Below are 23,404 nucleotides of genomic sequence, written 5' to 3' on the forward strand. Positions count from 1 at the left end.
GCATAGAACAGCTTTCACACTTTTCCTGCCTGATCGCCCTCGATTCACGGGCTTTTGGCCCAAAGGTCGAGCGGCTCGCCGGCGAAGTGCGCGGATTAGCCCACCTGATCTCGTAGTATTTTTACTACATTTTGGCTGTCAAGTTCAATTAGAGCCCTACGAACATCCTTTCCGAGCGGACTTCTTTCGGTTACTTACGGAAGAATGACCGTTTTTGGACCAACAGACAACCAGGCTGCGACCAATGTCGTAGCATTCTTATCAACCGGAAAATTAATTACCGCGCTAAACGATCCACTTGCTGTCATTCGCCGCTTATTCGACGCAGTTGGCGATTTTTACTGAATTTTCCATCTCGAGCCCCTCCACACTCTCCTGATTTACCGAGACTTTTTAATTAGACCTGAAAATAAATTCCGATTTATGTATACTCGCCTGCCTGATTTTTAACCACCGAAAAAGTGGTCGGACCACTTTTTCTGTCATTGGCACCAACAGAGGGCGATCTATGAACTCCATCGTCACCTTTCCAAACCGGATTCCGACTACGGAGTTCGAGGAACGGCGTTTCAAGGTCTACACAGACCGCCAGCTCGACAAGATTGAAGTCATTCAGAACCTCCCTGAGGAGACCCTGTTTGAGATGAAGGTGGTAGCCAGTGTGCTGCCGTTCCGGGTCAACGAGTATGTGATCAATGAACTGATCAACTGGGACAAGGTACCCAACGATCCGATCTATCAACTTGTCTTCCCCCAGAAAGGCATGTTGAAAGACGAGCATTACGAGCGCATGGCAAAAATGCACCGGGAAGGTGCCGACAAAAAAGAGATCCAGGCAGTTGCCAAGGAAATCCGGGACGAACTGAACCCGCACCCGGCCGGCCAGATGGAAATGAACATGCCGGAGCTCGACGGTGAAGTTCTGGACGGCGTTCAGCACAAGTACCGCGAGACGGTGCTGTTCTTCCCGGCCCAGGGTCAGACCTGCCACTCCTACTGCACCTTCTGTTTCCGCTGGGCGCAGTTTGTCGGTGACAAGGACCTGAAGATGGCCAGCACCGAAGCAGAGAAGCTTCATGGCTATCTGCAGGAACACACGGAGGTGACAGACCTGCTGGTTACCGGTGGTGATCCGATGGTCATGAAGACCAAAAACCTGGTCCAGTACCTGGAGCCGCTACTCCAGCCGGAGTTCGACCACATCCAGACCATCCGCATCGGCACCAAGGCCCTCACTTTCTGGCCCTACCGCTTTGTGACTGACAAGGATGCCGATGAGCTGATCGACCTGTTCGCGAAACTGGTCGACGCCGGGAAGCACGTGGCCATCATGGCCCACTACAACCACTGGCAGGAAATCACCACCGAGATTGCCGAAGAGGCCATCCGCCGCATTCGCGCCACCGGTGCCGAAATCCGCGCCCAGGGCCCGCTGATCAAACACGTCAACGACGATGCCGAGGCCTGGGCCAAGCTGTGGAAGAAAGAAGTGCAGCTGGGCATCATCCCCTACTACATGTTCGTGGAGCGGGATACCGGCGCCAAGAACTACTTCGAAGTACCTCTTGTCGAGGCTTTCCACATCTATCGGGAAGCAATGAAAAAAGTCAGTGGCCTGGCCCGCACCGCCCGTGGCCCCTCCATGAGCGCCGGACCCGGCAAGGTGGAGATTCAGGGGATCACAGAAATCAACGGCGAGAAGGTGTTCGTTCTGCGCTTCCTCCAGGGCCGCAACCCGGACTGGGTACAGCGCCCGTTCTTTGCCAAATACAGCGAGACGGCTACCTGGCTGCACGAGCTGGAACCGGCCTTCGGAGAGGAGAAATTCTTCTTTGAGGATGAGTATGAAGAAATGAAGAAAGGTAACGGCTAAAGGCTCATACACCATATGGGTGATGCCTGGCTTTTGTGGCTCTTCTAGCTTTGGTTTGTCGGAAACCGATAAAAACCAAGAATGAGGAATCACCAAATGATCAGGCAACACTCCCTTCGTTTATGGTTGTTGCTGTGCACCATGGCAGCAGCACTCATTATCAGTGGATGCGGAGGCGGCAGCAGCTCCGGCTCCGCAACCACACCTCCCACCGATGATTCTGCAACCATCTCCGGCACCGCAGCGGCCGGGGCACCTGTATCGGGTGTTGTGGGCGCCCGGGACGCCGCAGACAATACGGCAACAGCAGCCATCAATGCCGATGGCAGCTTCGAGCTGGACCTCTCCGAACTGACGACACCAGTTCTGCTCTACGCCAGCGGTATTGCCGGCGGTAATGCCTACCAGATGCTTTCCGTGGCGTTTGCCGATGATTTGAATGGCACGGCAAACATCACACCACTAACAGACCTGATTGTTGGTAACGCTGTGGGCCGAAGCCCCCAGGGGTTTTTCAACAACCCGGATTTCGACCTGATCCAACAGGCAGCTATCGAGACTCAGGAAGAGGCGCTGAAGACGCGTTTAAAGCCCTTGCTTGATGCCCTGGGCGTTGAAGACGATTTCGATCTTCGCAACTCACCCTTTACTGCTAACCGCTCAGGGTTCGACGCCGCTCTGGATGTAATCGAGGTACAGATCGATCCGGGCACGAATACGGCGACCATTACCAACCGGGTAAATCCGACCCAGACCATAACCAACAGTTTTGTTCAGCCGGAAAGCGAGGAAACCACGCTGGAGGTGAACGAGACCGAAATCAGCGATGGTGTTACCACATTGCAGGCGCTGAACGCCCTGGCAACTTCCTTTGCCAACGCGCTAGAAAGCCAGGATGAAACTGCTCTGCAGAACCTGGTCACCAACGACTTCCTGAACAACGGCGAGACACTTAGCGGGTTTGCAACGCGGTTGGCCGGCTCTCCGGAAGGTATTGAAGATGCAGGGGAACTGGCGGCAGACATTCGCAACTGGTCCCTGGCAGAGCTTGGCGAAGGTACCGCGAAGCTGAACGTTGGCCAGGCCCAGGGACCATGGCAGGCTATCAATGATAACGGCGATTGGAAACTCCAGGGCAACCAGCTGGAATTTTTCGTCTTTGTTGAGCCTACCCACCGATACGAGAATGGCGCTGACAGCCTGGTGATTGAAGAAATCGCAACGCTGATTTATGCCGGCTTCCCCTCAGCAAGCCTGGGCTCAGTGGCCGATTCCAGCGTTACCGTTTCCGGTGACCTGGAGAGCTTTAACGGCGGGCTGCCCATCGACTCCGAAAACAACCGTTTTGCCGACTTCCAGGGTCTGCCGGCTGGCTCCATCAGCTCCGGCGATCAGGTCACGTTTGCCTGGAATAACCCGGTCGAAGGGGTTGTCGATTCCACAGCGACCTTTACCATTCGCCGTGGCAGCCCCGACTTCAGCAATGGCGCGCCGGAAATCACTACGGCTTCAGCTGATCTGGCGGCCGATGAGTACAGCTTCCAGTGGACTCTGCCTCCGGGCTACGACGCCGTATCCGTGCGCAACAACTTTACCGGCCAGACCTCAGGCGGCCAGGGCGGCGGCTTTACTGGCAATCCGCTGGCAAACGATGCCACCAGCTTTACCGGCACTTTGCCTGAAAGCTATGTACCCGCCGAAACAGATCAACTCCGGTTAATTGCCCGGGATCCATTCGGTGTCTTCGTCTCCGCAAGGCTGGCAAATCCATTCCCGGACCAGGTGCCAGCGCCAATGGCAGAAAACGCTCTGATCGGCAGCTGGATCGCACGCAATGGCGATCGGGCGGATAACGCCCCATGGGTCCAGATTACCTTCCTGGAAAGCGGTTATTACATGCATCAGGAGCTGGATCTGCCTTACCGCCCCGCGGAGGATACTTCTGGCGAGCAGGGCCTGGAGCTGGGTCAGTACCAATGGGATAACCAGACCGGCGAGATTACGGTTTCTCAAATCGTACGGGACGACAACGGCGCATGGGGACTGACCGACGTCGAGAACGGTAGTGAGCGGCTCGCCCTGCGAATCGACGGTGACACTCTTACCGCTTATGATCCGGATGTTGGCCTGACAGAAACAACGGAGTTTACCCGGGTCCCGCTGAATCAGTCGGGCATCACCGGAACTTGGCTCGTGCAGGATTCTGCGGACCCCACCAACGTCTCTGTATTGACGGTTCTGGCGGATGATTTCTACTTGCTGGGCACGACCCAGCCAGCCGATCAAACGGGTTCCCCCGGTCTCGAATTTGGCACCTTCACCTACAACAGTGAAACGCTAGTGCTAAATCCCAGCCCGCTCCTCGACCAGAACGGCGAATATGGTCTGTCAGATCCGATGCAGGGTTTTGACTATGTCACCGTGATTGAAGGCGCCCTGATCATTGATGATGGAGAAGTCTTCCAACTGAGTGAGATCGCCCCGGGCGTAGCGCCCAGTGACGGCACACTCACGGTCAACTATGTGAGCCCGGATGATGAAATCACTGCGGGCCCTGCCGTCACCGGAGACTTCCATTACCTTCGGGCAGCCGCTGGGCTTGAAAGTTCAAGGGTGAACAATCCACCAACGGTGTTTCAGGCACACTATGCGCATCTGGGCGCCAGCATCGCGGACAATTCCGATGGAACCGGGACACTCAGCTGGTCGAACTTTTGTGTAGGCGACCTGCTGATCGATTCAGGTGCTAGCGAGGACGGACGGGATGCTGTGTTCGATTCCATCAGTGAATGCTTCGGCTTAAGCAGCAGTTTCGACCTAACCTTCACCGAAACCGGGCTTTTCGCAGCTGTTCCGGAAAGCACCATGATTGACCCCGAGGACGGCTCCCAGATTGTCACCGGCGCGACAGAGATTGACTTCCGGGCGCTTGATGCTGGTCGCAGCCTCTTTATTGCCACTGAGGCGAATACCTTCCAGTTCGAGGAGAGTGACGGAAGTTTCACCGAAGGTCGTGACATGAATACCCATGTACTGAGCAAGACAGATCCGTCGCTGACCGTCGATTCGCTCGCCGGGGACTGGGGCTTCGCCACCTTGCGCATCTCCAACATCGTTGATGATTTCGACGCAGTCGTACCGAACGAGATGGAGTACGGAGCAGGGGCCCTTAACATCAGCGTTGATGCCGCTGGCAACGCCACTCTGACCGACGAAGTACAGCTGAATGTCGGCCAGGGCCTGAAACCCCTGGTGAATAGCGATATCTTCATTGATACAAGGAACGAAGAAACCGCACTCAACGTTGATCTTGGCGCTTTCGGGCTCACAACTGATGGCACGCTGGACCTGCTGAATGGCGAGCTCGGCGGATTTGTGTCGCAGGGCAGCGACGTAATGACACTGGGGCTTCCCAATCCATTCACGCCCTATACCGTGCAGACCGAAGAATCGTCGTTCCTCATCGGTGTAAAACTGGACCCGAACTTCCAGGCCACCGACCTCGCCGGAAAGTCCTACGACATAATGTTGAAAGGCTATTTCGCCGGACAGAATTATTTTGAAACGGACATCTTCCTGCCAGGTGCAACACTGGAATTCGACGCCAGTGGCACAGCAATCTCACAAAGGGGCCTTACCTTTGCCTATTCCAATTTCGGTCTGAACACCGACGTTGTGGATGTAACCCGGCAATCTGCAGGCCTCCCTGCCAACACCTGGACTTATCAGGTCGACGGCCCGACTGGGCTGATCAGAATGGAATCCCCTCAATACACGTATTCTGGCGGGGACGTTGGCTATGGTGAACAGTTCGGTTATTCCTCTGCAGACAACCGGTTGCTGGTACTGGTCTCGCGCTTCTACGACAACTCTGGAGGTGTACCAATGGGACCCGCTGGCGTTTACATAGCCTACGCCATCTGCAACAACTGCAACTGACTCCTCAACTGATTTTTCTCTTCAGCCCCGCCAAGTGCGGGGCTTTTTTATGGATGTTTGGCACAGACTGCAAGCCTGTGCTTTACTTGCAGGACGCAACCAATATGTACAAAAAAGCAACAGGGAGCGATTGGTTTGAAGGATCCGGGGTCGGAAGTCCCTCACTTGCTGGATGATCTGTATGAGCGAGCGACCGCCCCGGACCAGTGGCCGGAGTTCCTTGCCAAGCTTATGGTTCTGTTCCGTGGAGAAACCGCCACCATACGTCTGAGCGACCTGGACAATCCGGTAATTCACCAATCCTATACCACCGGCTTCCGACAGGAAATCAATCAAATATACGAAGCCGAGGGCGTTGAGCGTGATCCCTTCAGGGATGCATTGGCGGCGTTGCCGGTCGGCAAGGCGCTAGAGAGTACCGCGGTTATTGAAGACCGGGCGTTCGAAGGTTCCGTCCACTACCAATCCGTGTTTCGGCCCAACGGCAACTTTTATGCGTTGGGCACCCAATTCGAGCGCCAGAACGGTCAGGCAATGCATGTGGGCATTCACCGACCGAAACAAAAGGGCCCCTTCAGTAACGACGAACTCAAACTGCTGGAGCTCTTCAGCCCCCATCTTCGTCGAGTCGTGAAACTATCGCGCATGATGGCCGACCTGAACGAAGCACTCTCTGTCGCCAGGCACGCCCTTGACAGATTACCGTTCGGAGTCTGGTACATGGACAGCGAATTACGGGTGCAATGGATGAACGCCAGCGCAGAAGAAGCCTTTGCCACCAACAGTTTTGGCCTGAAAGTCCAATACAATCGTCTTCGAATGCTGGCCGCAGGCGCATCCACAACCCTGCGAGCCATGGTACGACGTCTGACTGAGCATCGCTCGCTCACGGAAACCGTAAAACTCGGGCAAACCGGTGCCTGCCTGCTCATGGTGCCAACCTGCACCTCCGGAACCAGTCTTCACATAATCCGCTCACCGGCACCCAAGATTCTCTGCTTTCTGCTGGACACCACCCGGCCAGCAGAACTGGACGAGAATCGGCTGACCACGATGTATCACCTCACTCCTGCGGAGTACCGGCTTGCAAACCTTCTGGTAACCGGCCTCGATGTCAACGAGGCCAGCGCAGTGCTTGAGATTTCTCCTCACACCGGCAGGACACAGCTCAAATCCATCATGCGCAAGACCGGCGTTCGCCGTCAGGCGAGCCTGCAGCGAATACTGCTCCTCTGCGCAGATACGCTAAGGGCTTCTGATGACTGATGCCGCAAGAAACCAGAACCTGCAACTTTCAGACGGCCGAAGCCTGAGTTTTTCAGACACCGGCACCGGCGAAAATGGCACTTGGATCCACTGCCATGGAATTCCGGGATCCCGTAACGAACTGCGTCACCTCGAGAGCGCTCTGTTCCATGCCGGGGTTCGAGTCATTGTTCCGGATCGCCCCGGCTATGGACAGTCCAGCCCCTGCCCCAGTTATGGATTTTCACACCATTCGGATGATCTGAGGCAACTGGCCGACTATCTGGAACTGGATGATTTCCTGCTATCCGGGTTCTCCGGGGGCGGCGTATTCGCCATGGCCGCCGCCCATGATCTGGGTAAACGAATCGAGCAACTGGTGATCGCAGCAACACCAGCGGTTCCTCTGATGGACAACCCCTTCGATTATGCCTCAGAACTTACCGCCAGTACCTGGCGAGCAGCGCTGGACGATCGCGATGCGCTGGCAAAAGAATTGGAGCTCATTACTGGTTCTGTGGATGTGCTATTGGAAGCGCTCATAGGGGCCGCAGGCGATCAGGAGGAGCACTACCTGTCATCAAACTCTATTCGTCCGGGCTTTACGGAGAACCTTAGCGCCGCGCTGGAACAGGGATCCAAAACGGCAGCCGATGCGCTTGCCAGGGATTCGTTTCTGACAGCCCAATCATGGCCTTTTTCACCCCAGGACATACACCTTCCAGTGCGGGTGATTCATGGCTCGGGGGACAGGCTTGTGCACATAGAGCACCAGAGCACGTTGTCCAGCAACTTTCCGGACGGTTCCCCCGAGGTCATCAGCGGCGCTCACTACGGCGCTCTTTCGGCTATCTGGAACTGAATCTGCGGCTGTGCCCATCAGAAAAGCTGATGCTCAATAATTGTAAGAAAGCCCCAGACTGATGGCGCGAACGCTGGACCACGTTACCTCATCGGCAGATACCATTGCCTGCCATTTCCCTCTGGTCAGTTCCAACCGTATCGATTCCAACTCCGGCCAGTAGCTAGCCAGTATCCGTGCGCCACCTGCGAACGTTCGCCCGAAGCCGGCGCCATAGAGCCCATAACCGAATTGATAGTGGCCGTGCACGACTGCGAGCCAAGCGCCCTCTTGCCACTGGGCCGTACCATAAAACCTGGGATCCAGATCCTGATAAAAAGTGTCCCGATACCCTTCCGTGCCAGATATCGTTGGGGCAAATACAGCGTAGCCATCGTCATCGAAGGACTTATTGTCGGTGTTTGCCTGGGCTCGCGTGAAAGGCGCATCCTTCCATCGAATCCGTGAGAAAAGATCCTCGGCCCGGAGGTTCAAATCGAGCTTTTCCATGGGTTGCCAGCTGGCGGCAATATCAAAAGCCCAACCGATGCCACTGGCTTTCTCTACATCCGGCCGATCAAAGATCACGTCCCGGTAGTAGAGATAGTCAACGTCTGCGCTGAAGTCGTAGTCATTCTCGGCGGCCGCTACAAACTCCCCATCAAGGGTGCCGCTCATCAAATGGCGGGTTTTGAAGACGGAAATGCCGCCGGAAATCGTCCAGGATTCGTCGCTATGTCGATAGCCAGACCGGATTCCGGACCCCGAAAAACCATTAACGCGCAGAGCAACGGGAATCTGCTCGCCTTCGTTCAGCGGCTCCTTGCGGGCAATCCGTCCATAAAAGCTCACGGCCTGAGAATTCATCCTCAGATCCGCCAGCGCACGGGTGAAAACCGAAACCTCGATTCCTTGCTCCCGAAAACCGGCCTCCGCATGGCTGATCGCCCATTGGCGGCTACCTGAATCGAATTCACTGCCCCAATCGCTCAGTGTGGTTTTGATTGGCTCCGGCTCACTGACCAGTTGGGTCTCGAACCTGCCAAACATCTCCACGGCCAGCACTGTATTGGCATTAACACTCGCTATAACGAAAAAAAAGGCGGGGCCGAAGCCCCACCTTTCTTTCCGGTTTCCCGGCACTTTCATCAGAACAATGTCTCGAACACGGTTTCTTCGCCGTTCGGATAGGTGATGACCGGAACGCCGTTTCGCAGTTCTACGTCACCGATGTCCTCACCGTTAACGAAGACATTACCTGTCAGACTCTGCTCTCCACTGGCCGCTTCCGAACCAACCGCTTCCAGTCGGAATCCTTGCGGGTTCCAGAATGCCAGGCTGATTTCCGGGTTTTCAGCGTTCAGCTCATCGGTGCTGACCTTGAGGCTGTAGCTGCCGCCATCCCAGCTGACGTTTGCGAGCACGCTGCCACCGTTCAGAGTTGAACGTGTCAGGGTAGCCACAGCTGTTGCTTTTGGCATATCAACCAGAGAAACGCCTGCCGCGATGTTGAATGACAGGTTGACGAAGTTGTCGGCGGTCTCAAGGTCGGGGAAAGCAATGTCAGCATACACCTCGGCGAAATCTGACGTGCTGTTACCGTATACAGAGACATATTCAACCTGGGACTGTCCGGCAACGGTGGCACCAACGGCGGTCTCGAGTTTGCCAAGGATCAGTTGATCAAGTGCAGCTGTTTCAGCATCGTCGAGCACGTTGCAATTGAAATCGTCGTAACCAAGCTCACTGTCAAACCAACCGGAGAACGCAACCCTTTCGCCATACGTTTCCGTTCCGGTCTCATAATCGTAGCACGACCAGTCAGACACGATATCGAACCAGAAGTCCTGTGCAGTTTCGTCATACTCAACAAACTGCGCCACCTCAGCACGATCCACTTCAAAATCAAACGAAGCGGTTGTGTTGTTGTAGTCTAGGTATGTGAACAGGTTAAAGCGCTGGGCGGTGCTGCTGTTCAGGGATGTCGAGAGATTGAAGGTGCGCCCGGAAGTCGCTGTAAAATCACCCGAGAGAGCAAAGGACTCCGGCGAGAACGGCTCATCCAGCTCGCCAAAACTGGAGCCCGTCATGTTTACAGCCTTCACCGAGATTTCACCGTCGAAGCTGGCCGCCTCTGGGTTGGCAAGCGCAATGGAACCGTTCAGGGCAATGGCACTGAATTTTTCCAGAACGGCATCGGCCGCCGTAACCTCCCCTACAATCTCTTCGGAAAGTTCAAGGGTGGCAACCAGATCCAGCACTGCTCGATTAAAGCCGGTGCCATCACCGATCGTGCCACTGACAGTGACATTGTTTTGTGTGAGCAATGACAGAACCTTCTCGGCATCGTAGGTGAGGTCCAGATCGTCCTGAGCAAGGCTGGTGCCGATGACCAGATCAAAATCTCGGGTCTCTCCACCGATCTGGGAAACACTGCCAGTGGCCGTAGCCTTGAGGCCGGATTCTGTATCCTCAAAAACGAGCGTGGCGTCCATGGTACCTGTGGCAGTTGGATCTTCTTCATCAGTCCAGCTCTGCTGAGCTGTGAACTGCGTGCCACTTTCCAGAGCTTCCAACAGCGCTGCTCGTCCTTCGGTACCGGCCAACTGCTGGGAGAAAACATCCAGTACCTTACTCACCAGATCACCAGTTACGCCAGCCTGAGCGAATACGTCACTGACGGTTTCTGCGTCCGCATCCAGCGCAACAGAAACGGCAGACGTTTCGTCCTGCAGAGCAGCAGCAGTTTCATCGATAGAGCCGGCCCAGCTGCGGAACTGGGAAACAAACGACTGGAAGGCCGCAATCTTGTCTGCTTGCGTGGCACCCTCATCAAGATCCAGGTCTTCGTCATAGCTGGGAGCAAGGTTATCCCCTGCAGCATCAAACTGCGCGGTCTGGTTGTTCAGGGACTCTTGAGTCTCGTCATTCAGGCCGTCCGTTGTCTCGACAACAGTTTTCACAGCTGAAGAAAGGCTTGTCGCTGTAAACGCATCTTCGCTATTAATCGCCCCGTCACTAAGGGCATCGGAGAAGCTGTCCAACGACGCGGCTGCGCCATCAGTTCCACCAGCAAAGACCAACTCGGCGACGGCCGCATTCATCACCGCTGCCTGAGCTTCAGCGGCACTGGCCCCAGACAGGTCGTTCACGTCTCGAGCTACGGTGTTTTCAATATCGAAGCCCGCCACCTGGCTTACTTCTGCTTTTGCCTGTCTCGCCGCATCTGCAACACTTTTGCCGCCAGCAACGAGGGTCTTAGCACGCTTGGCGGCCATGGTTGACCAGGCGGTTACCGGGACGCTTACGGTGCTACCTGCCGAACTGGCTTTACCAATGGCATTCAACTTAAAGTCATTTGGTAGTTCGACATCCGCGCCTTTCGTGCCGCAGGCAGAAGCATCACAAACCATGCGGGTTTCAGAGCTGACGGTGATCTCGATCTCAACGAGCCCACCCTCGTAGTTGTCGTCAAGCTCAATACGGTATTGGCCTTTGCTGTCGGTTGTTGTCGAGCCAACCGGGGTTTCCAGGCGCTCACCTGAATCATCCAACTCGTAAGCAGTTACAACAGCGTTTTTCATAATACCTTTGACAGCGGAACCGGCTACCACAGAGGTATCACCAGCGGGGCCGCTAGTTGAGGGTGACGAAGAACCGCCTCCACCACAACCGGTTACAACCAGGCCTGAGGAAACTGCAACAGCAAGCGCTAACCTTTTGAACTTATCCAAAGTGTCTCTCCTTGAGATCCTTATTTTATGACGGTCGGCTACGACAAAATTAAAATTCAGCAATGTCGCAAACCGTCAAAGAGGCTAATCCAAGGAAAGACCATGCGATAGGCAGGGTTTTGTTCACAAAACACTCAAAACGAGAACAAATTCCACACTGCATTGTTTTTATTAAGTTTTTATACCGATCAACAAATGTGAAACATTATAAAAGATCATTCTATATGTGAGTTTATGAACTAAATAGAACAGAGCATCTCTAACCTGCTCATTTCTTAGGGACAAACCCCTCCGGCTTGTCCCTGAGCCACTCAACAAAAGTCCGCAACTCCTCCAACTCCAGCAACTTTTCCCGAGTATTGAAGTACAAACCCAGCTCATACTCGGAACGGGCCTTGTGGATAGCGTTATGGCATGGACGGCATACCCAGAGTGTTCGGGTGATCAGCTCCTCCTTGGTGAACAGTTTCTGAAAACGCTTTTTGCGGTGCAGATGCTTGGGGATCAGGTGGTGCCGGGTGAGCTTGGCCACCGGTCGTTCGCAGAGTTCGCAGTTGTCAGGTTGGGGTGGGAGTTTGAGCATTGCGGAAGTACCAGTCGGGTTTCGCCTTTGGCTCCACCCGACCTACATTGTGTTTGACCGCCGCCAAACGGTCAGTGCATCAGGGTATAGAGCTTCCGGCGATAGGTCCGTACATCCGGGTTGTTATTACCCAGCTTGTCGAACAGCTCGATCAGCGTGGTCTTGGCCACTTCGTCCTTGTATTTGCTGTCTACCTGCATCAGGCGGATCAGAAGATCCATGGCCTCGGCGTTGTTTTCCTGTAATACGTGGTGAAGCGCCAACTGGTGCAATGCGTTCGGGTCTTTCGGATCCTGCTCCAGAGCCATTTCAAGATCCTTGACCGGTGGCAGCTCGGCAGACTGCTTGAGAAACTTCAGCCGGGCAGCCAGCTGCTTCGCCTGGTGCTGCATTTTCTCTTCCGGCGGCAGGCTTTCCAGCACCTGCTCAGCAGTCTCGATATCACCCATTTCCGCCTTCAGCTGGGCGAGATCGATCAGGACCTTCAGGTTTTCCGGATCCTCCTGGTTCATCTGGGAAAGAATGGCCAGCGCTCCTTCAACATCGCCCTCTTCCCAGATTCGATGGGCCTTATCGTAGGGATCTTCCTTGGGCGCCTCTACATGCTTGTCCAGAATCTTGCGGATTTCGCTCTCTGGCAGGGCGCCGTTGAAGCCATCCACGGCCTGACCGTTCTTGACCAGGATAACGGTGGGCAGGCTGCGCACGCCAAGGCTTGAGGTAAGCTGTTCCTGCTCGTCAGCGTTCACCTTGGCCAGCATGAACGCACCCTGGTAATCCTCCGCCAGTTTATCCAGCAGGGGCATCAACTGCTTGCAGGGGGCACACCACTCGGCCCAGACATCCACCAGGATGGGCGTGCTGGCAGAGGCTTCCATCACCTTCTGCTGAAAGTTTTCCATGGTGGCGTCGAAAATATACGGAGAGTTGCTCATGCAAGGCACCTGAAAAGTCGTAGGAATCGTCGGAAACTGCCAGAGACATGGGGCCTACTCCCGGAAATTCAAGCACCAGCGGTGTTAACCCAAGTCCTTGAAATCACCGTATCTGCCGTTACATAGCTACTAAGCAATGCTTCGGGACAACCACTCAGCAGCCTGTCCCGGGCAGACTCACAACCTTTCCGGATGGATACTCGCGGCATGAATGACGAGACGCAAAACGATTCACTTGAGGAATTCGAAGAGGACGTGACCGAATACATCGGCAAGGACGAGCACAGCAAAAGTCTTGCTCTGCCCCAACAGATGATGCCCCGGCGCATGTATGTACTGCCGGTTTCCAACCGGCCTTTCTTCCCGGCGCAAGTTCAGCCGGTAGTCGTGAACCAGAACCCGTGGCAGGAAACCCTGAAACGGGTCGGTGAAACCGACCACAAGGTGATGGGGATCTGCTTTGTGGAAGAACCGGAGGCAGAAGACGGCACACCCGCCAGCGAACAACTGGAAACGGTGGGCTGCGCCGTACGCGTGCACCATGCCCAGAATGACAGTGGCAAGGTCCAGTTTATTGCCCAGGGCCTCCAGCGCTTCCGGATTGTCCAGTGGCTGCGCCGCAAGCCGCCCTATCTGGTGGAAGTGGAATACCCGGCAGAACCGGAAGAAGACGCAGACGAGCTGAAGGCCTACACCCTGGCCATCATCAGCGCGATCAAGGAGCTGCTGCGCACCAATCCGCTCTATGGCGAAGAGGTGAAGCAATACCTGTCCCGATTCGGGCCGGACGACAGCTCACCGCTGGCCGATTTCGGCGCCTCGATGACCAGTGCGCCTGGCAACGAGCTTCAGGATGTGCTGGACACGGTTCCCCTGCTCCGCCGCATGGAAAAGGTCCTGCTGTTGATGCGCAAGGAACAGGAAGTCGCGCGGCTACAGTCGGAAATCAGTGAAGAGGTGAACGCCAAGGTTCAGAAGCATCAGCGCGAGTTCTTCCTGAAGGAACAGCTGAAGGTGATCCAGCGTGAGCTGGGGATGGCCAAGGACGACAAGACCGCCGACGTGGAACGCTTCGAGCAGCGCATGGCGGAACTCAATCCGCCCGAGGCCGTCCAGGAGCGTTTCAACGATGAGGTTGAAAAACTGCAGGTATTGGAACAGGGCTCGCCGGAATACGGCGTCACCCGCAATTACCTGGACTGGCTGACCCAGGTTCCCTGGGGCGTTCATTCGGAGGACCACTTCGATCTGGCGGAAGCCCGCCGGATACTGGACCGTGATCACGATGGTCTGGACGATGTAAAAGACCGCATCGTCGAGTTCCTGGCCGAAGGTACCTTCAAGGGCGAGGTCAGCGGCTCAATCCTGCTGCTGGTAGGCCCGCCTGGCGTGGGCAAGACATCCATCGGCCATTCGGTGGCGGATGCCCTGGGGCGGAAATTCTATCGGTTCAGCGTTGGCGGCATGCGGGATGAAGCTGAAATCAAAGGCCACCGCCGCACCTACATTGGCGCCATGCCCGGCAAGTTTGTCCAGGCGTTGAAAGACACAAAGGTGGCGAACCCGGTCATCATGCTGGATGAGATCGACAAGATCGGTGCGTCCTTCCAGGGCGATCCCGCCTCCGCCCTGCTGGAGACCCTGGATCCGGAGCAGAACCGCGAGTTCCTGGACCACTATCTCGATGTGCGCATGGACCTGTCCAAAGTTCTGTTCATCTGCACGGCCAACCAGCTCGATACGATTCCGCGGCCTCTGCTCGACCGGATGGACGTAATTCGCCTTTCCGGTTACATCGCGGAAGAAAAGCTGGCGATCGCCAAACATTACCTGCTCCCCCGGCTGCTGAAGCGGGCCGGGCTGCTGAAAAAGCAGTTCAATATCACCGACGCAGCCATCAAACAGGTGATTGAGGGCTACGCCCGCGAGGCTGGCGTGCGGAGCCTGGAAAAGCTGCTGCACAAGATTCTGCGCAAGGGCATCGTGAAGTTGCTGGAAAAGCCGGACGAACCTGTGAAGGTAGGCGTCTCTGATCTGCAGAGCTACCTCGGGCAGCCTTCGTTCAAGAAAGAGAAATCACTCAAAGGCACCGGTGTCGTGACCGGTTTGGCCTGGACCGCAATGGGCGGGGCTACCCTGAGCATCGAGGCCTCCAGGATTCACAGCGCCCAGCGCGGCTTCAAACTGACCGGCCAATTGGGGGATGTGATGAAGGAGTCCGCCGAAATCGCCTACAGCTATGTGTCCTCGAACCTCAAGCGCTATAAAGGGGACCCGGCCTTCTTCGACAAATCTTTCGTGCACCTGCACGTACCCGAGGGCGCTACGCCCAAGGACGGCCCCAGTGCCGGCGTCACAATGGCTACGGCGCTACTGTCCATCGCACGCAGGGAAGCGCCGCAACAGAACATTGCCATGACCGGTGAACTCACCCTTACCGGGCAGGTTCTACCGGTGGGCGGTATTCGCGAGAAGGTGATTGCGGCGCGGCGGCAGAAAATCACCAACCTGATCCTGCCGGAAGCGAACCGGGGCGATTACGAGGAACTGCCGGGGTACCTGAAGGAAGGCTTGGTGGTGAACTTTGCCAAGCACTACAACGATGTGTTTCAGGTGTGTTTTGGCAATAAGCCCAGGAGCGGGTCTTCGGTGCATTAATCGTGGGGGGGGGTTGTCGGATTACGCTTTGCTAATCCGACCTACGGGTTGAGGGTTTGTCGGATTACGCTTCGCTAATCCGACCTACGAGTTTGGAAAGCTGCTTTGTAGGTCGGATTAGACCCAATGGGTCGTAATCCGACACCCCTGTTCAGGCTTTCTCCTTCCAGCCGTCGTCCTTCAGAACCGACCCCACGGTCAGCACCGGTGACGCATCAATATCATCGGCATCCATCATGTTGGCCACGCGCTGAAGCGAGGCCAGGATCATGGTCTGCTCCCATTCCGCCAGGTTCTGGAATTTCTGGATGAAATCCTCCTGTAGCGGGTTTGGTGCGCGGGCCAGCAGATCTGCCCCCTCATCGGTCAGGTGCGCGTGTACCTTGCGCTTGTCCCGGGTGCTGCGAACCCGGTATACCAGGTTCCGGTGTTCCAGCCGGTCGAGAATCGTGGTTACCGTGGCCTGGCTGAGACTGACCTTTTCCGCAATGGTGCCGATGGTCACTTCTCCAAGATCCCGAATCGTTCTCATGATCAGCAGCTGTGGCCCGGTAAGTCCGGCATGCTTGCTCAGGCGCTTTGAGTGAAGGTCTGTTGCCCGGATTACCCGCCTGAGAGCCACCAGTACATCTTCATAACTGTTCACAGCAATACTCCGATTCGGTATTGGTAATTTATTTATACCCCTAACTATTAGAGGTCTTTGCACCATGGATTGCAAGTCAGGGAGATTCCCTGCATTTTTTCGGCCAGCCACTATGCTAAGGTCACGACTTTATTTCTTTTCGACAGACGGACGGACTGCGCCCGATGACCAAGTTTTTTCTGCCTTTTCTTTTCATGATGACATTCGCCGGCACCCTTTACGCTCAGGACCAACTGGGGCCAGAGAAAGAGCTCACCGCGGAGGATCTGGAAGAAAGTATCAAGACGCTGGAAGAACCCATGTACACACCCTTCGTCGAGCTTTATCTGCTGGAGGAGAGTAAGGCGCTCCGCAAAGAGATGCAGAACACCCGGGCAGAGCTGATCGAAAAGGTGGTGGACAAAGAACTGTCCGTTGCCGACAAAACCATGTCCTACGCCACCGACACGGTTACCTACTTCTTCTACCTGATTGCCGGCGCCACATCCATTCTCGTGGTTATCGGCTGGAACTCCATCCGGGATATGCGGAACCAGCTCACCAGCCTGGCGGAAAAGCGGGTTAACGAGCTTGTGGTCGAGTACGAGAAGCGTCTCGAATCCATCGAAGAGCAGCTCAAGCAGAAATCCGACATCATCCACCAGAACCAGGCCGAGATTGAACGCACCAACGAAGTGCACTCACTCTGGCTCAAGGCCAGCCAGGAAACCTCTCAGCAGAACAAGATTGCTGCCTACGACCAGATCCTCGACCTTCGCCCGGATGATGTGGAGGCTCTGAGTTACAAAGCGGACGCTGTCCTGGAAATGCAGGAACCACTCTGGGCCATCAGTCTATGCCAGCGGGCGCTGAAGCTTGCACCGGACAATGGCCACGCGCACTATCAGTTGGCATGTGCCTATGCGGAAATCGGCCGCTGGGAAGACGCAGTCAGTACCTTGAAGAAAGCTATTGAAATTTCGGAAGCATACCGCGACGATGCGTCTGTAGACGTGAGTTTTGACCAGCTCCGCGAACATGAGAGCTTCCGGGCACTGGTCTCAGAGGATGAAGAAGACGGCAGGGATGCGTGACACCGCTCAGAGCGGCACGGGATTTGCCTCTGCAGGCAAGCCCGTGTTCCGGAGCAAACTCCAGAGCCATCCGCTTGACAAGCAGAGAGGTGTGGTGTTTGTTTAACTCTCTGAGAACACAAGAATAACCCTGAAATAAAACAGGACAGACTCAATGAGAACTTCAGTAAAAAAACTCGTAACCGCTGTAAGTACCTCCGTAGCCCTGATGGGCGCCGGCCACGCCGCCGCAGAAATCCAGATCGGTATTGCCGGCCCCATGACAGGCCCCGTTGCCCAGTATGGTGACATGCAATTCTCCGGTGCCCGCATGGCGATCGAGCAGATCAACGCCAACGGCGGTGTGATGGGTGAAGAGCTGGTTGCCGTTGAATACGACGACGTGTGTGACCCCAAGCAGGCCGTAACCGTTGCCAACAGCCTGGTTAACGACGGCGTACGCTTCGTTATTGGCCACCTGTGCTCCAGCTCTACCCAGCCCGCATCTGACATCTACGAAGATGAAGGCATCCTGATGGTTACCCCGGCTTCTACCAGCCCGGAAATCACCGAGCGTGGCTATGAGCTGGTGTTCCGTACCATCGGCCTGGACAGCATGCAGGGTCCGGTCGCAGCTCGCTACATTGCCTCCCAGAGCCCGGAGCGCGTCGCCATTGTTCACGACAAGCAGCAGTACGGTGAAGGTATTGCCACCGCTGTTCGTGACACCTTGAAGGACGCTGGCGTTGAAATCGCCATGTTTGAGGGTATCACTGCCGGTGACAAGGATTTCTCTTCGCTGGTCACCAAACTCAAGCAGGCCGATGTGGATTACGTCTACTACGGCGGTTACCACCCGGAACTGGGTCTGATTCTGCGCCAGGCTGACTCCGCTGGCCTGGATGCCCGTTTCATGGGCCCCGAGGGCGTGGGTAACAAGGACATCAACACCATCGCCGGCGAAGCCGCCGAAGGCCTGCTGGTAACCCTGCCACCTGCATTCGACCAGAAAGCTGAAAACCAGGCGCTGGTGAAGGCATTTGAAGACAAGGGCGAGGATCCTTCCGGTCCGTTCGTTCTGACCTCCTACACCGCCGTGCAACTGGTTGCCGAAGGCATTGAAGCGGCCGGCTCCACCGATCCGTTTGACGTTGCTGCCGCCCTGCGCGAAGGCACCTTCCAGACTCCGATCGGCACCGTTGAGTACGACCAGGCCGGCGACATGAAGTCGTTCGAGTTTGTTGTGTACGAATGGCATTCAGATGGAAGCAAAACTCCGGTAAACTGAGCCGCAATCGTTAACAAACGGTAATCATGAGAGCACCTTCTCACCGCGATCCGGGAGAAGGTGTTTTTCTAGGCTCCTGTTGATCCTCCCCCACTTCCTGCCCGGATATCCCGGGCATGGGGGTGTGGTAGCGGAGGGAGCAGGCTTTCGGAGTCCCATAACAATGCAAGACCTCCTGTATTTCTTTCAACAGCTCATCAACGGGCTGACGATCGGGAGCACCTACGCCCTGATCGCCATCGGCTACACGATGGTTTACGGCATCATCGGCATGATCAACTTTGCCCATGGTGAAATCTATATGATCGGTGCCTACACGGCGCTGATTGCCATTACCGGCCTCGCCGCTCTTGGTATTGCCTGGCTACCCCTGATACTAATCGTCGCGCTGATCTGCGCCATGATCGTCTCCAGCTCCATGGGCTGGGCGGTGGAACGGGTGGCCTACCGGCCCGTGCGGGGGCGTCACCGCCTGATCCCGCTGATCTCCGCCATCGGTATGTCCATCTTCCTGCAGAACTATGTTCACCTGGCACAAGGCTCCCGGAATATCGGTTTCCCGGCGCTGATCGACGGCGGTTTCAACTTCGGTTCCGGCGACGGTTTCCAGATGTCCCTGTCCTATATGCAGATCACCATCTTCATCACCACATTGATCTGTATGACAGCCCTGTCCCTGTTCATATCCCGCTCCCGTACTGGCCGAGCCTGTCGTGCCGTATCCCAGGACCTGGGCATGGCCAACCTGTTGGGCATCGACACCAACCGGATCATTTCCGCAACCTTTGTAATTGGTGCGGCTCTGGCAGCGGTTGCCGGCCTGCTTCTGGGCATGTACTACGGTTCGGTTGACCCTCTGTTCGGCTTCATTGCCGGCTTGAAGGCCTTTACCGCGGCGGTACTTGGCGGCATTGGCAGCATTCCCGGCGCGATGCTGGGCGGATTGATACTGGGCGTGGCAGAGAGTATGACCTCCGGCTACCTCAGCGGTGAATACAAGGATGTGATCTCCTTCAGCCTGCTGATCCTGATTCTGCTGTTCAAACCCACCGGCCTGCTTGGCAAACCGGAGGTTGAGAAGATCTGATGGCTGCTAACAATTTCAGACACGCGCTTTTTTGCGCGATCATTACACTGATCATTTCCTACCCGATTATTGGCTTCAATCTTGAGGCCCAGGGCATTGACGTCACTCTGACCGGCGCCGATGCCAGCACCATTGTTATGGTGTTGCTCGCAGCGGTAATCGTATTCCTGTTCCAGATGTTCCGGGAACAAATCATGGGGGGCCTGAAGAGTCTTCCGCATCCGCTGCCCCAGTCCAGCAAGGAGCCAATGGCGGAAAACCGCCGGGCAAAAATTGAGTCATGGGTGCTCACAGGCATCGTGGTTCTTGCCCTTTTCTGGCCTTTCTTCGTGTCCCGTGGCGCGGTGGATCTGGCCACGCTCGTGCTGATCTATATCATGCTGGCCCTCGGCCTGAACGTGGTGGTTGGCTTGGCGGGGCTGCTGGATCTTGGCTATGTGGCGTTCTATGCTGTCGGTGCCTATACCTTTGCGCTCCTCTCCCAGTACGTCGGAATTTCATTCTGGCTGGCCCTGCCCATCGGTGCCCTGCTTGCCGCCCTGTTCGGTCTGGTGCTCGGCTTCCCGGTACTCAGGCTACGAGGCGATTATCTGGCGATCGTTACCCTCGGTTTCGGCGAGATTATCCGGATATTGCTGAATAACTGGACAACCCTGACGGGCGGCCCCAATGGCATTGGTGGCATTCCGGATCCGACGCTGTTCGGTATGGAATTCGGTCGCAGGGTGAAAGAAGAGGGCAACACCTCGTTCCACGAAACCTTCGGTATCGCCTACAGCGGAGAACACAAGGTGATCTTCCTGTACCTGATTGCCCTGGTTCTCGCGGTGTTCACAGCCCTGGTCATCCGTCGCTTCATGCGGATGCCGGTAGGCCGTGCCTGGGAGGCCTTGCGGGAGGATGAGATCGCCGCCCGCTCCCTGGGCCTGAGCCGCACCGCAGTCAAGCTGTCCGCCTTTACCATCGGCGCCTTCTTTGCCGGTTTCGCGGGCACGGTGTTTGCCTCCAAGCAGGGCTTTATCAGCCCGGAATCGTTTGTCTTCCTGGAATCCGCCATCATCCTGGCCATCGTGGTTCTCGGCGGCATGGGCTCTCAGATCGGTGTGGTACTGGCGGCAATCGCCGTCACCATTCTGCCGGAGCTTGCCCGTGAGTTCTCCGAGTACCGGATGCTGATTTTCGGCGCCGCCATGGTGCTGATGATGGTCTGGCGTCCGCAGGGCCTGATGCCCATGCGCCGCATTCACATTGAACTGAAAAGGCAGGAGTGACAGACGATGCTTGAAGTACAGAATCTGTCCATGCGCTTTGGCGGCCTGCTGGCGGTAGACGAAGTGTCTCTGGACGTTCAGGAACACGAGATTGTATCCATCATCGGCCCCAACGGGGCCGGCAAAACCACCGTATTCAACTGCATGAGCGGTTTCTACAAGCCCACGGGCGGCAAGATCCTGTTCGAAGGGAAAGAGGTTCAGGGCAAACCTGACTACAAGATTTCCCGACTGGGAATGGTGCGCACCTTCCAGCACGTGCGCCTGTTCAGCCAGATGACAGTGGTGGAAAACCTGCTGGTTGCGCAGCACCGGCATCTGAACACCAACTTGATTTCCGGGCTTCTGAAAACCCCGAACTATCGGGAACGGGAACAGAAATCCCTGGATCGCGCCGCCTATTGGCTGGACCGGGTAGGCCTGTTGGATCTGGCCAACCGGGAGGCTGGCAATCTGGCCTATGGTCAGCAACGGCGTCTGGAGATCGCACGCTGCATGGTGACCGAGCCCAAGCTGTTGATGCTCGACGAGCCCGCGGCTGGCCTCAACCCGGCGGAAACCAAGGAACTCAATCAGCTGATCGTGAGCCTGAAAGAGGACTACAACGTTTCCGTGGTGCTGATTGAGCACGACATGAGCCTGGTAATGGATATTTCCGACCGCATCAACGTCATCAACCAGGGGCGCCCCCTGGCCAGTGGCACGCCGGAGGAAATCCGCCAGAACGACGACGTGATCAAAGCCTATCTGGGCGAGGCCTGAGGTAAACACATGCTAGTACTAGAAGATGTCCATACCCATTATGGCAAGATCGAGGCCTTGCACGGGGTGTCAGTTGAAGTCAAAAAGGGCGAGATCGTCTCCCTAATCGGCGCAAATGGCGCTGGCAAGACTACCCTGCTGATGACCGTTTGCGGTAATCCCCAGGCCAGTTCAGGTCGAATTTTCCTGGAGGGCCGTGAGATTACCCGCGAGCCCACTGCCCAGATCATGCGCTCCGGCATTGCCATCGTTCCCGAGGGACGGCGGATATTCTCCGGCCTGACGGTGGAAGAAAACCTCCACATGGGTGGTTTTTTCAACACCAAGGCAGAAATCCGAAAAAGTATCGATCACGTCTATGAACTCTTCCCGCGCCTTCAGGAACGGGAACATCAGCGTGCCGGTACCATGTCTGGCGGTGAACAGCAGATGCTCGCTATCGGGCGGGCACTGATGAGTAAGCCCCGCATGATCATCCTGGACGAGCCCTCACTGGGACTGGCGCCACTGGTGATCAAGCAGATTTTCGAGATTATCGGCCAGCTTCGCGAGGAAGGCATCACCGTCTTCCTGGTGGAGCAGAACGCTCACCAGGCGCTGAATCTCGCCGACCGGGGCTACGTACTGGAAACCGGCAAGATTCGCCTGCACGACACGGGCAAGAATCTGCTGGAAAACCCGGATGTCCAGAACGCCTACCTGGGCGGTTGATCTTCGGCTATTGCCTGGAGAAAACGAAAGTCGGGGCATGCCAGCGTGCCCCGACTTTTTTTTGGCCAAATCAAATACTCACCAATCTTTAAACTTGCGTTGGCAGGATATCAACTATACTCAGACCAACGGTCAACCTGTCTCCACAAGACCAGTCAGGGCCGTTTTCGCAATGCTGCTCCACGTCAAGGGCAGCATTGTGTATTGCGACGACAGCTTTAAACCACAGAAAGGAGTGGATAATGAAAAAACTGATCGCAGGTGCAATTCTTCTTGGTGCCTCTTCTATGGCCTTTGCCCAACCGGGCTGTGGCGTTGGTGCCATGATCTGGAAAGGACAATCCGGCATTGCCCCCCACGTATTGGCTGCAACCACCAACGGGACCTTTGGTAACCAGACCTTCGGTATGACCACAGGCACTCTTGGTTGCCAGACCAACCAGTCTGTTCAGTCCATGGCCATGTACATGGACAGCAACATCGATAAGGTTGCCCGGGACATGTCCCGCGGTTCCGGCGAGAACCTGGACACGCTGGCAGTACTTTTGGGTGTGGACGAAGCGGATCGCGATGCCTTCCGCAAAGTCCTGCAGGACAACTTTGCCACCATTTTCCCGAGCTCTGACACCACCTCTGGCGAAGCGGTCGATGCCATCGTCGCGCTGCTGGAGCAAAACGAGTCGCTCAGCAAATACGTAGCAGCCTGATCAAGGCCCACTGAAGGGACGCGCTCTTGCGCCAGGGACGGCGCATCGCTCCACTCTATACCGTTCAACCCC

At 56.1% G+C, this 23,404-nt stretch carries 17 protein-coding genes; 12 read left to right on the plus strand and 5 right to left on the minus strand.

The annotated features are described in order from the left end of the window. Positions 1 to 508: 508 nt before the first annotated feature. From QZ534_RS10895 to QZ534_RS10910, 4 genes are all read left to right on the plus strand, one after another. Positions 509 to 1,873 carry a lysine 2,3-aminomutase gene (locus tag QZ534_RS10895; protein ID WP_296934472.1) on the plus strand — a complete coding sequence of 455 codons (1,365 nt, stop codon included), beginning with the start codon at positions 509 to 511 and terminating at the stop codon, positions 1,871 to 1,873. 96 nt (positions 1,874 to 1,969) lie between these two features. Continuing rightward, on the plus strand, positions 1,970 to 5,812 hold the full coding sequence (locus QZ534_RS10900; protein ID WP_296934475.1) for a hypothetical protein: 3,843 nt from the start codon (positions 1,970 to 1,972) through the stop codon (positions 5,810 to 5,812). A gap of 135 nt (positions 5,813 to 5,947) precedes the next feature. Beyond that, complete coding sequence (locus QZ534_RS10905; RefSeq protein ID WP_296934477.1) at positions 5,948 to 7,078, plus strand: helix-turn-helix transcriptional regulator; 1,131 nt, start codon at positions 5,948 to 5,950, stop codon at positions 7,076 to 7,078. Then, positions 7,071 to 7,919 (plus strand): alpha/beta hydrolase, encoded by an 849-nt coding sequence (locus QZ534_RS10910; protein WP_296934480.1) that lies wholly within the window; start codon positions 7,071 to 7,073, stop codon positions 7,917 to 7,919. The genes QZ534_RS10905 and QZ534_RS10910 overlap by 8 nt, the downstream gene beginning before the upstream one ends. 33 nt (positions 7,920 to 7,952) lie before the next feature. Here the strand turns inward: QZ534_RS10910 and QZ534_RS10915 are convergent, their stop codons facing one another. The 4 genes from QZ534_RS10915 to trxA all read right to left on the minus strand — a co-directional run bounded on the left by QZ534_RS10915 (position 7,953) and on the right by trxA (position 13,150). Further along, positions 7,953 to 8,948: a hypothetical protein gene (locus QZ534_RS10915; RefSeq protein ID WP_296934481.1), complete on the minus strand. Its 996-nt coding sequence runs from the start codon at positions 8,946 to 8,948 to the stop codon at positions 7,953 to 7,955. 98 nt (positions 8,949 to 9,046) lie between these two features. Beyond that, complete coding sequence (locus QZ534_RS10920) at positions 9,047 to 11,482, minus strand: hypothetical protein (protein ID WP_296934484.1); 2,436 nt, start codon at positions 11,480 to 11,482, stop codon at positions 9,047 to 9,049. A 418-nt stretch (positions 11,483 to 11,900) separates the two neighbouring features. Beyond that, the gene (locus QZ534_RS10925; protein ID WP_296934486.1) at positions 11,901 to 12,215 is read right to left on the minus strand and encodes a hypothetical protein; all 315 of its coding nucleotides are present in this window, start codon (positions 12,213 to 12,215) and stop codon (positions 11,901 to 11,903) included. Positions 12,216 to 12,286: 71 nt separating this feature from the next. Continuing rightward, a complete protein-coding gene (trxA, locus tag QZ534_RS10930; RefSeq protein ID WP_296934489.1) occupies positions 12,287 to 13,150 on the minus strand; it encodes a thioredoxin in 864 nt (287 codons plus the stop codon). 207 nt (positions 13,151 to 13,357) lie between these two features. On the opposite strand from trxA, the gene lon reads away from it, so the two are divergent. Then, positions 13,358 to 15,808, plus strand: a complete 2,451-nt coding sequence (gene lon, locus QZ534_RS10935) for an endopeptidase La (protein ID WP_296934491.1) — start codon at positions 13,358 to 13,360, stop codon at positions 15,806 to 15,808. A 151-nt stretch (positions 15,809 to 15,959) separates the two neighbouring features. Here the strand turns inward: lon and QZ534_RS10940 are convergent, their stop codons facing one another. Further along, positions 15,960 to 16,454: a MarR family transcriptional regulator gene (locus QZ534_RS10940; protein ID WP_296934494.1), complete on the minus strand. Its 495-nt coding sequence runs from the start codon at positions 16,452 to 16,454 to the stop codon at positions 15,960 to 15,962. 164 nt (positions 16,455 to 16,618) lie between these two features. Here QZ534_RS10940 and QZ534_RS10945 point away from each other — a divergent pair, with 164 nt between their 5' ends. The 7 genes from QZ534_RS10945 (at position 16,619) to QZ534_RS10975 (ending at position 23,332) form a co-directional block, all read left to right on the plus strand. Next, complete coding sequence (locus QZ534_RS10945) at positions 16,619 to 17,527, plus strand: tetratricopeptide repeat protein (protein WP_296934497.1); 909 nt, start codon at positions 16,619 to 16,621, stop codon at positions 17,525 to 17,527. A 154-nt stretch (positions 17,528 to 17,681) separates the two neighbouring features. Next, entirely contained in the window at positions 17,682 to 18,794 is a 1,113-nt protein-coding gene (locus QZ534_RS10950) for a branched-chain amino acid ABC transporter substrate-binding protein (RefSeq protein ID WP_296934499.1), read from the plus strand. Positions 18,795 to 18,957: 163 nt separating this feature from the next. Further along, a complete protein-coding gene (gene livH / locus QZ534_RS10955; protein ID WP_296934502.1) occupies positions 18,958 to 19,881 on the plus strand; it encodes a high-affinity branched-chain amino acid ABC transporter permease LivH in 924 nt (307 codons plus the stop codon). Beyond that, positions 19,881 to 21,152 (plus strand): high-affinity branched-chain amino acid ABC transporter permease LivM, encoded by a 1,272-nt coding sequence (locus QZ534_RS10960; RefSeq protein WP_296934505.1) that lies wholly within the window; start codon positions 19,881 to 19,883, stop codon positions 21,150 to 21,152. The genes livH and QZ534_RS10960 overlap by 1 nt, the downstream gene beginning before the upstream one ends. Before the next feature lie 6 nt (positions 21,153 to 21,158). Beyond that, a complete protein-coding gene (gene livG, locus QZ534_RS10965; protein WP_296934507.1) occupies positions 21,159 to 21,914 on the plus strand; it encodes a high-affinity branched-chain amino acid ABC transporter ATP-binding protein LivG in 756 nt (251 codons plus the stop codon). A 9-nt stretch (positions 21,915 to 21,923) separates the two neighbouring features. Further along, a complete protein-coding gene (locus QZ534_RS10970; RefSeq protein WP_136631388.1) occupies positions 21,924 to 22,625 on the plus strand; it encodes an ABC transporter ATP-binding protein in 702 nt (233 codons plus the stop codon). 242 nt (positions 22,626 to 22,867) lie between these two features. After that, a complete protein-coding gene (locus QZ534_RS10975) occupies positions 22,868 to 23,332 on the plus strand; it encodes a DUF3015 domain-containing protein (protein ID WP_296934512.1) in 465 nt (154 codons plus the stop codon). Positions 23,333 to 23,404 lie beyond the last annotated feature (72 nt).

Source organism: uncultured Marinobacter sp., from assembly GCF_913055835.1.
Taxonomy (GTDB): domain Bacteria; phylum Pseudomonadota; class Gammaproteobacteria; order Pseudomonadales; family Oleiphilaceae; genus Marinobacter.

Bases quoted from the DNA above. Each gene is read 5' to 3' on its own strand.
- QZ534_RS10950 (WP_296934499.1), top strand. From the start codon at position 17,682: ATGAGAACTTCAGTAAAAAAACTCGTAACCGCTGTAAGTACCTCCGTA.
- QZ534_RS10895 (WP_296934472.1), top strand. From the start codon at position 509: ATGAACTCCATCGTCACCTTTCCAAACCGGATTCCGACTACGGAGTTC.
- lon (WP_296934491.1), top strand. From the start codon at position 13,358: ATGAATGACGAGACGCAAAACGATTCACTTGAGGAATTCGAAGAGGAC.
- QZ534_RS10970 (WP_136631388.1), top strand. From the start codon at position 21,924: ATGCTAGTACTAGAAGATGTCCATACCCATTATGGCAAGATCGAGGCC.
- QZ534_RS10910 (WP_296934480.1), top strand. From the start codon at position 7,071: ATGACTGATGCCGCAAGAAACCAGAACCTGCAACTTTCAGACGGCCGA.
- QZ534_RS10915 (WP_296934481.1), bottom strand. From the start codon at position 8,948: ATGTTTGGCAGGTTCGAGACCCAACTGGTCAGTGAGCCGGAGCCAATC.
- QZ534_RS10960 (WP_296934505.1), top strand. From the start codon at position 19,881: ATGGCTGCTAACAATTTCAGACACGCGCTTTTTTGCGCGATCATTACA.
- QZ534_RS10920 (WP_296934484.1), bottom strand. From the start codon at position 11,482: ATGAAAAACGCTGTTGTAACTGCTTACGAGTTGGATGATTCAGGTGAG.
- QZ534_RS10945 (WP_296934497.1), top strand. From the start codon at position 16,619: ATGACCAAGTTTTTTCTGCCTTTTCTTTTCATGATGACATTCGCCGGC.
- QZ534_RS10900 (WP_296934475.1), top strand. From the start codon at position 1,970: ATGATCAGGCAACACTCCCTTCGTTTATGGTTGTTGCTGTGCACCATG.
- QZ534_RS10975 (WP_296934512.1), top strand. From the start codon at position 22,868: ATGAAAAAACTGATCGCAGGTGCAATTCTTCTTGGTGCCTCTTCTATG.
- trxA (WP_296934489.1), bottom strand. From the start codon at position 13,150: ATGAGCAACTCTCCGTATATTTTCGACGCCACCATGGAAAACTTTCAG.
- QZ534_RS10925 (WP_296934486.1), bottom strand. From the start codon at position 12,215: ATGCTCAAACTCCCACCCCAACCTGACAACTGCGAACTCTGCGAACGA.
- livG (WP_296934507.1), top strand. From the start codon at position 21,159: ATGCTTGAAGTACAGAATCTGTCCATGCGCTTTGGCGGCCTGCTGGCG.
- livH (WP_296934502.1), top strand. From the start codon at position 18,958: ATGCAAGACCTCCTGTATTTCTTTCAACAGCTCATCAACGGGCTGACG.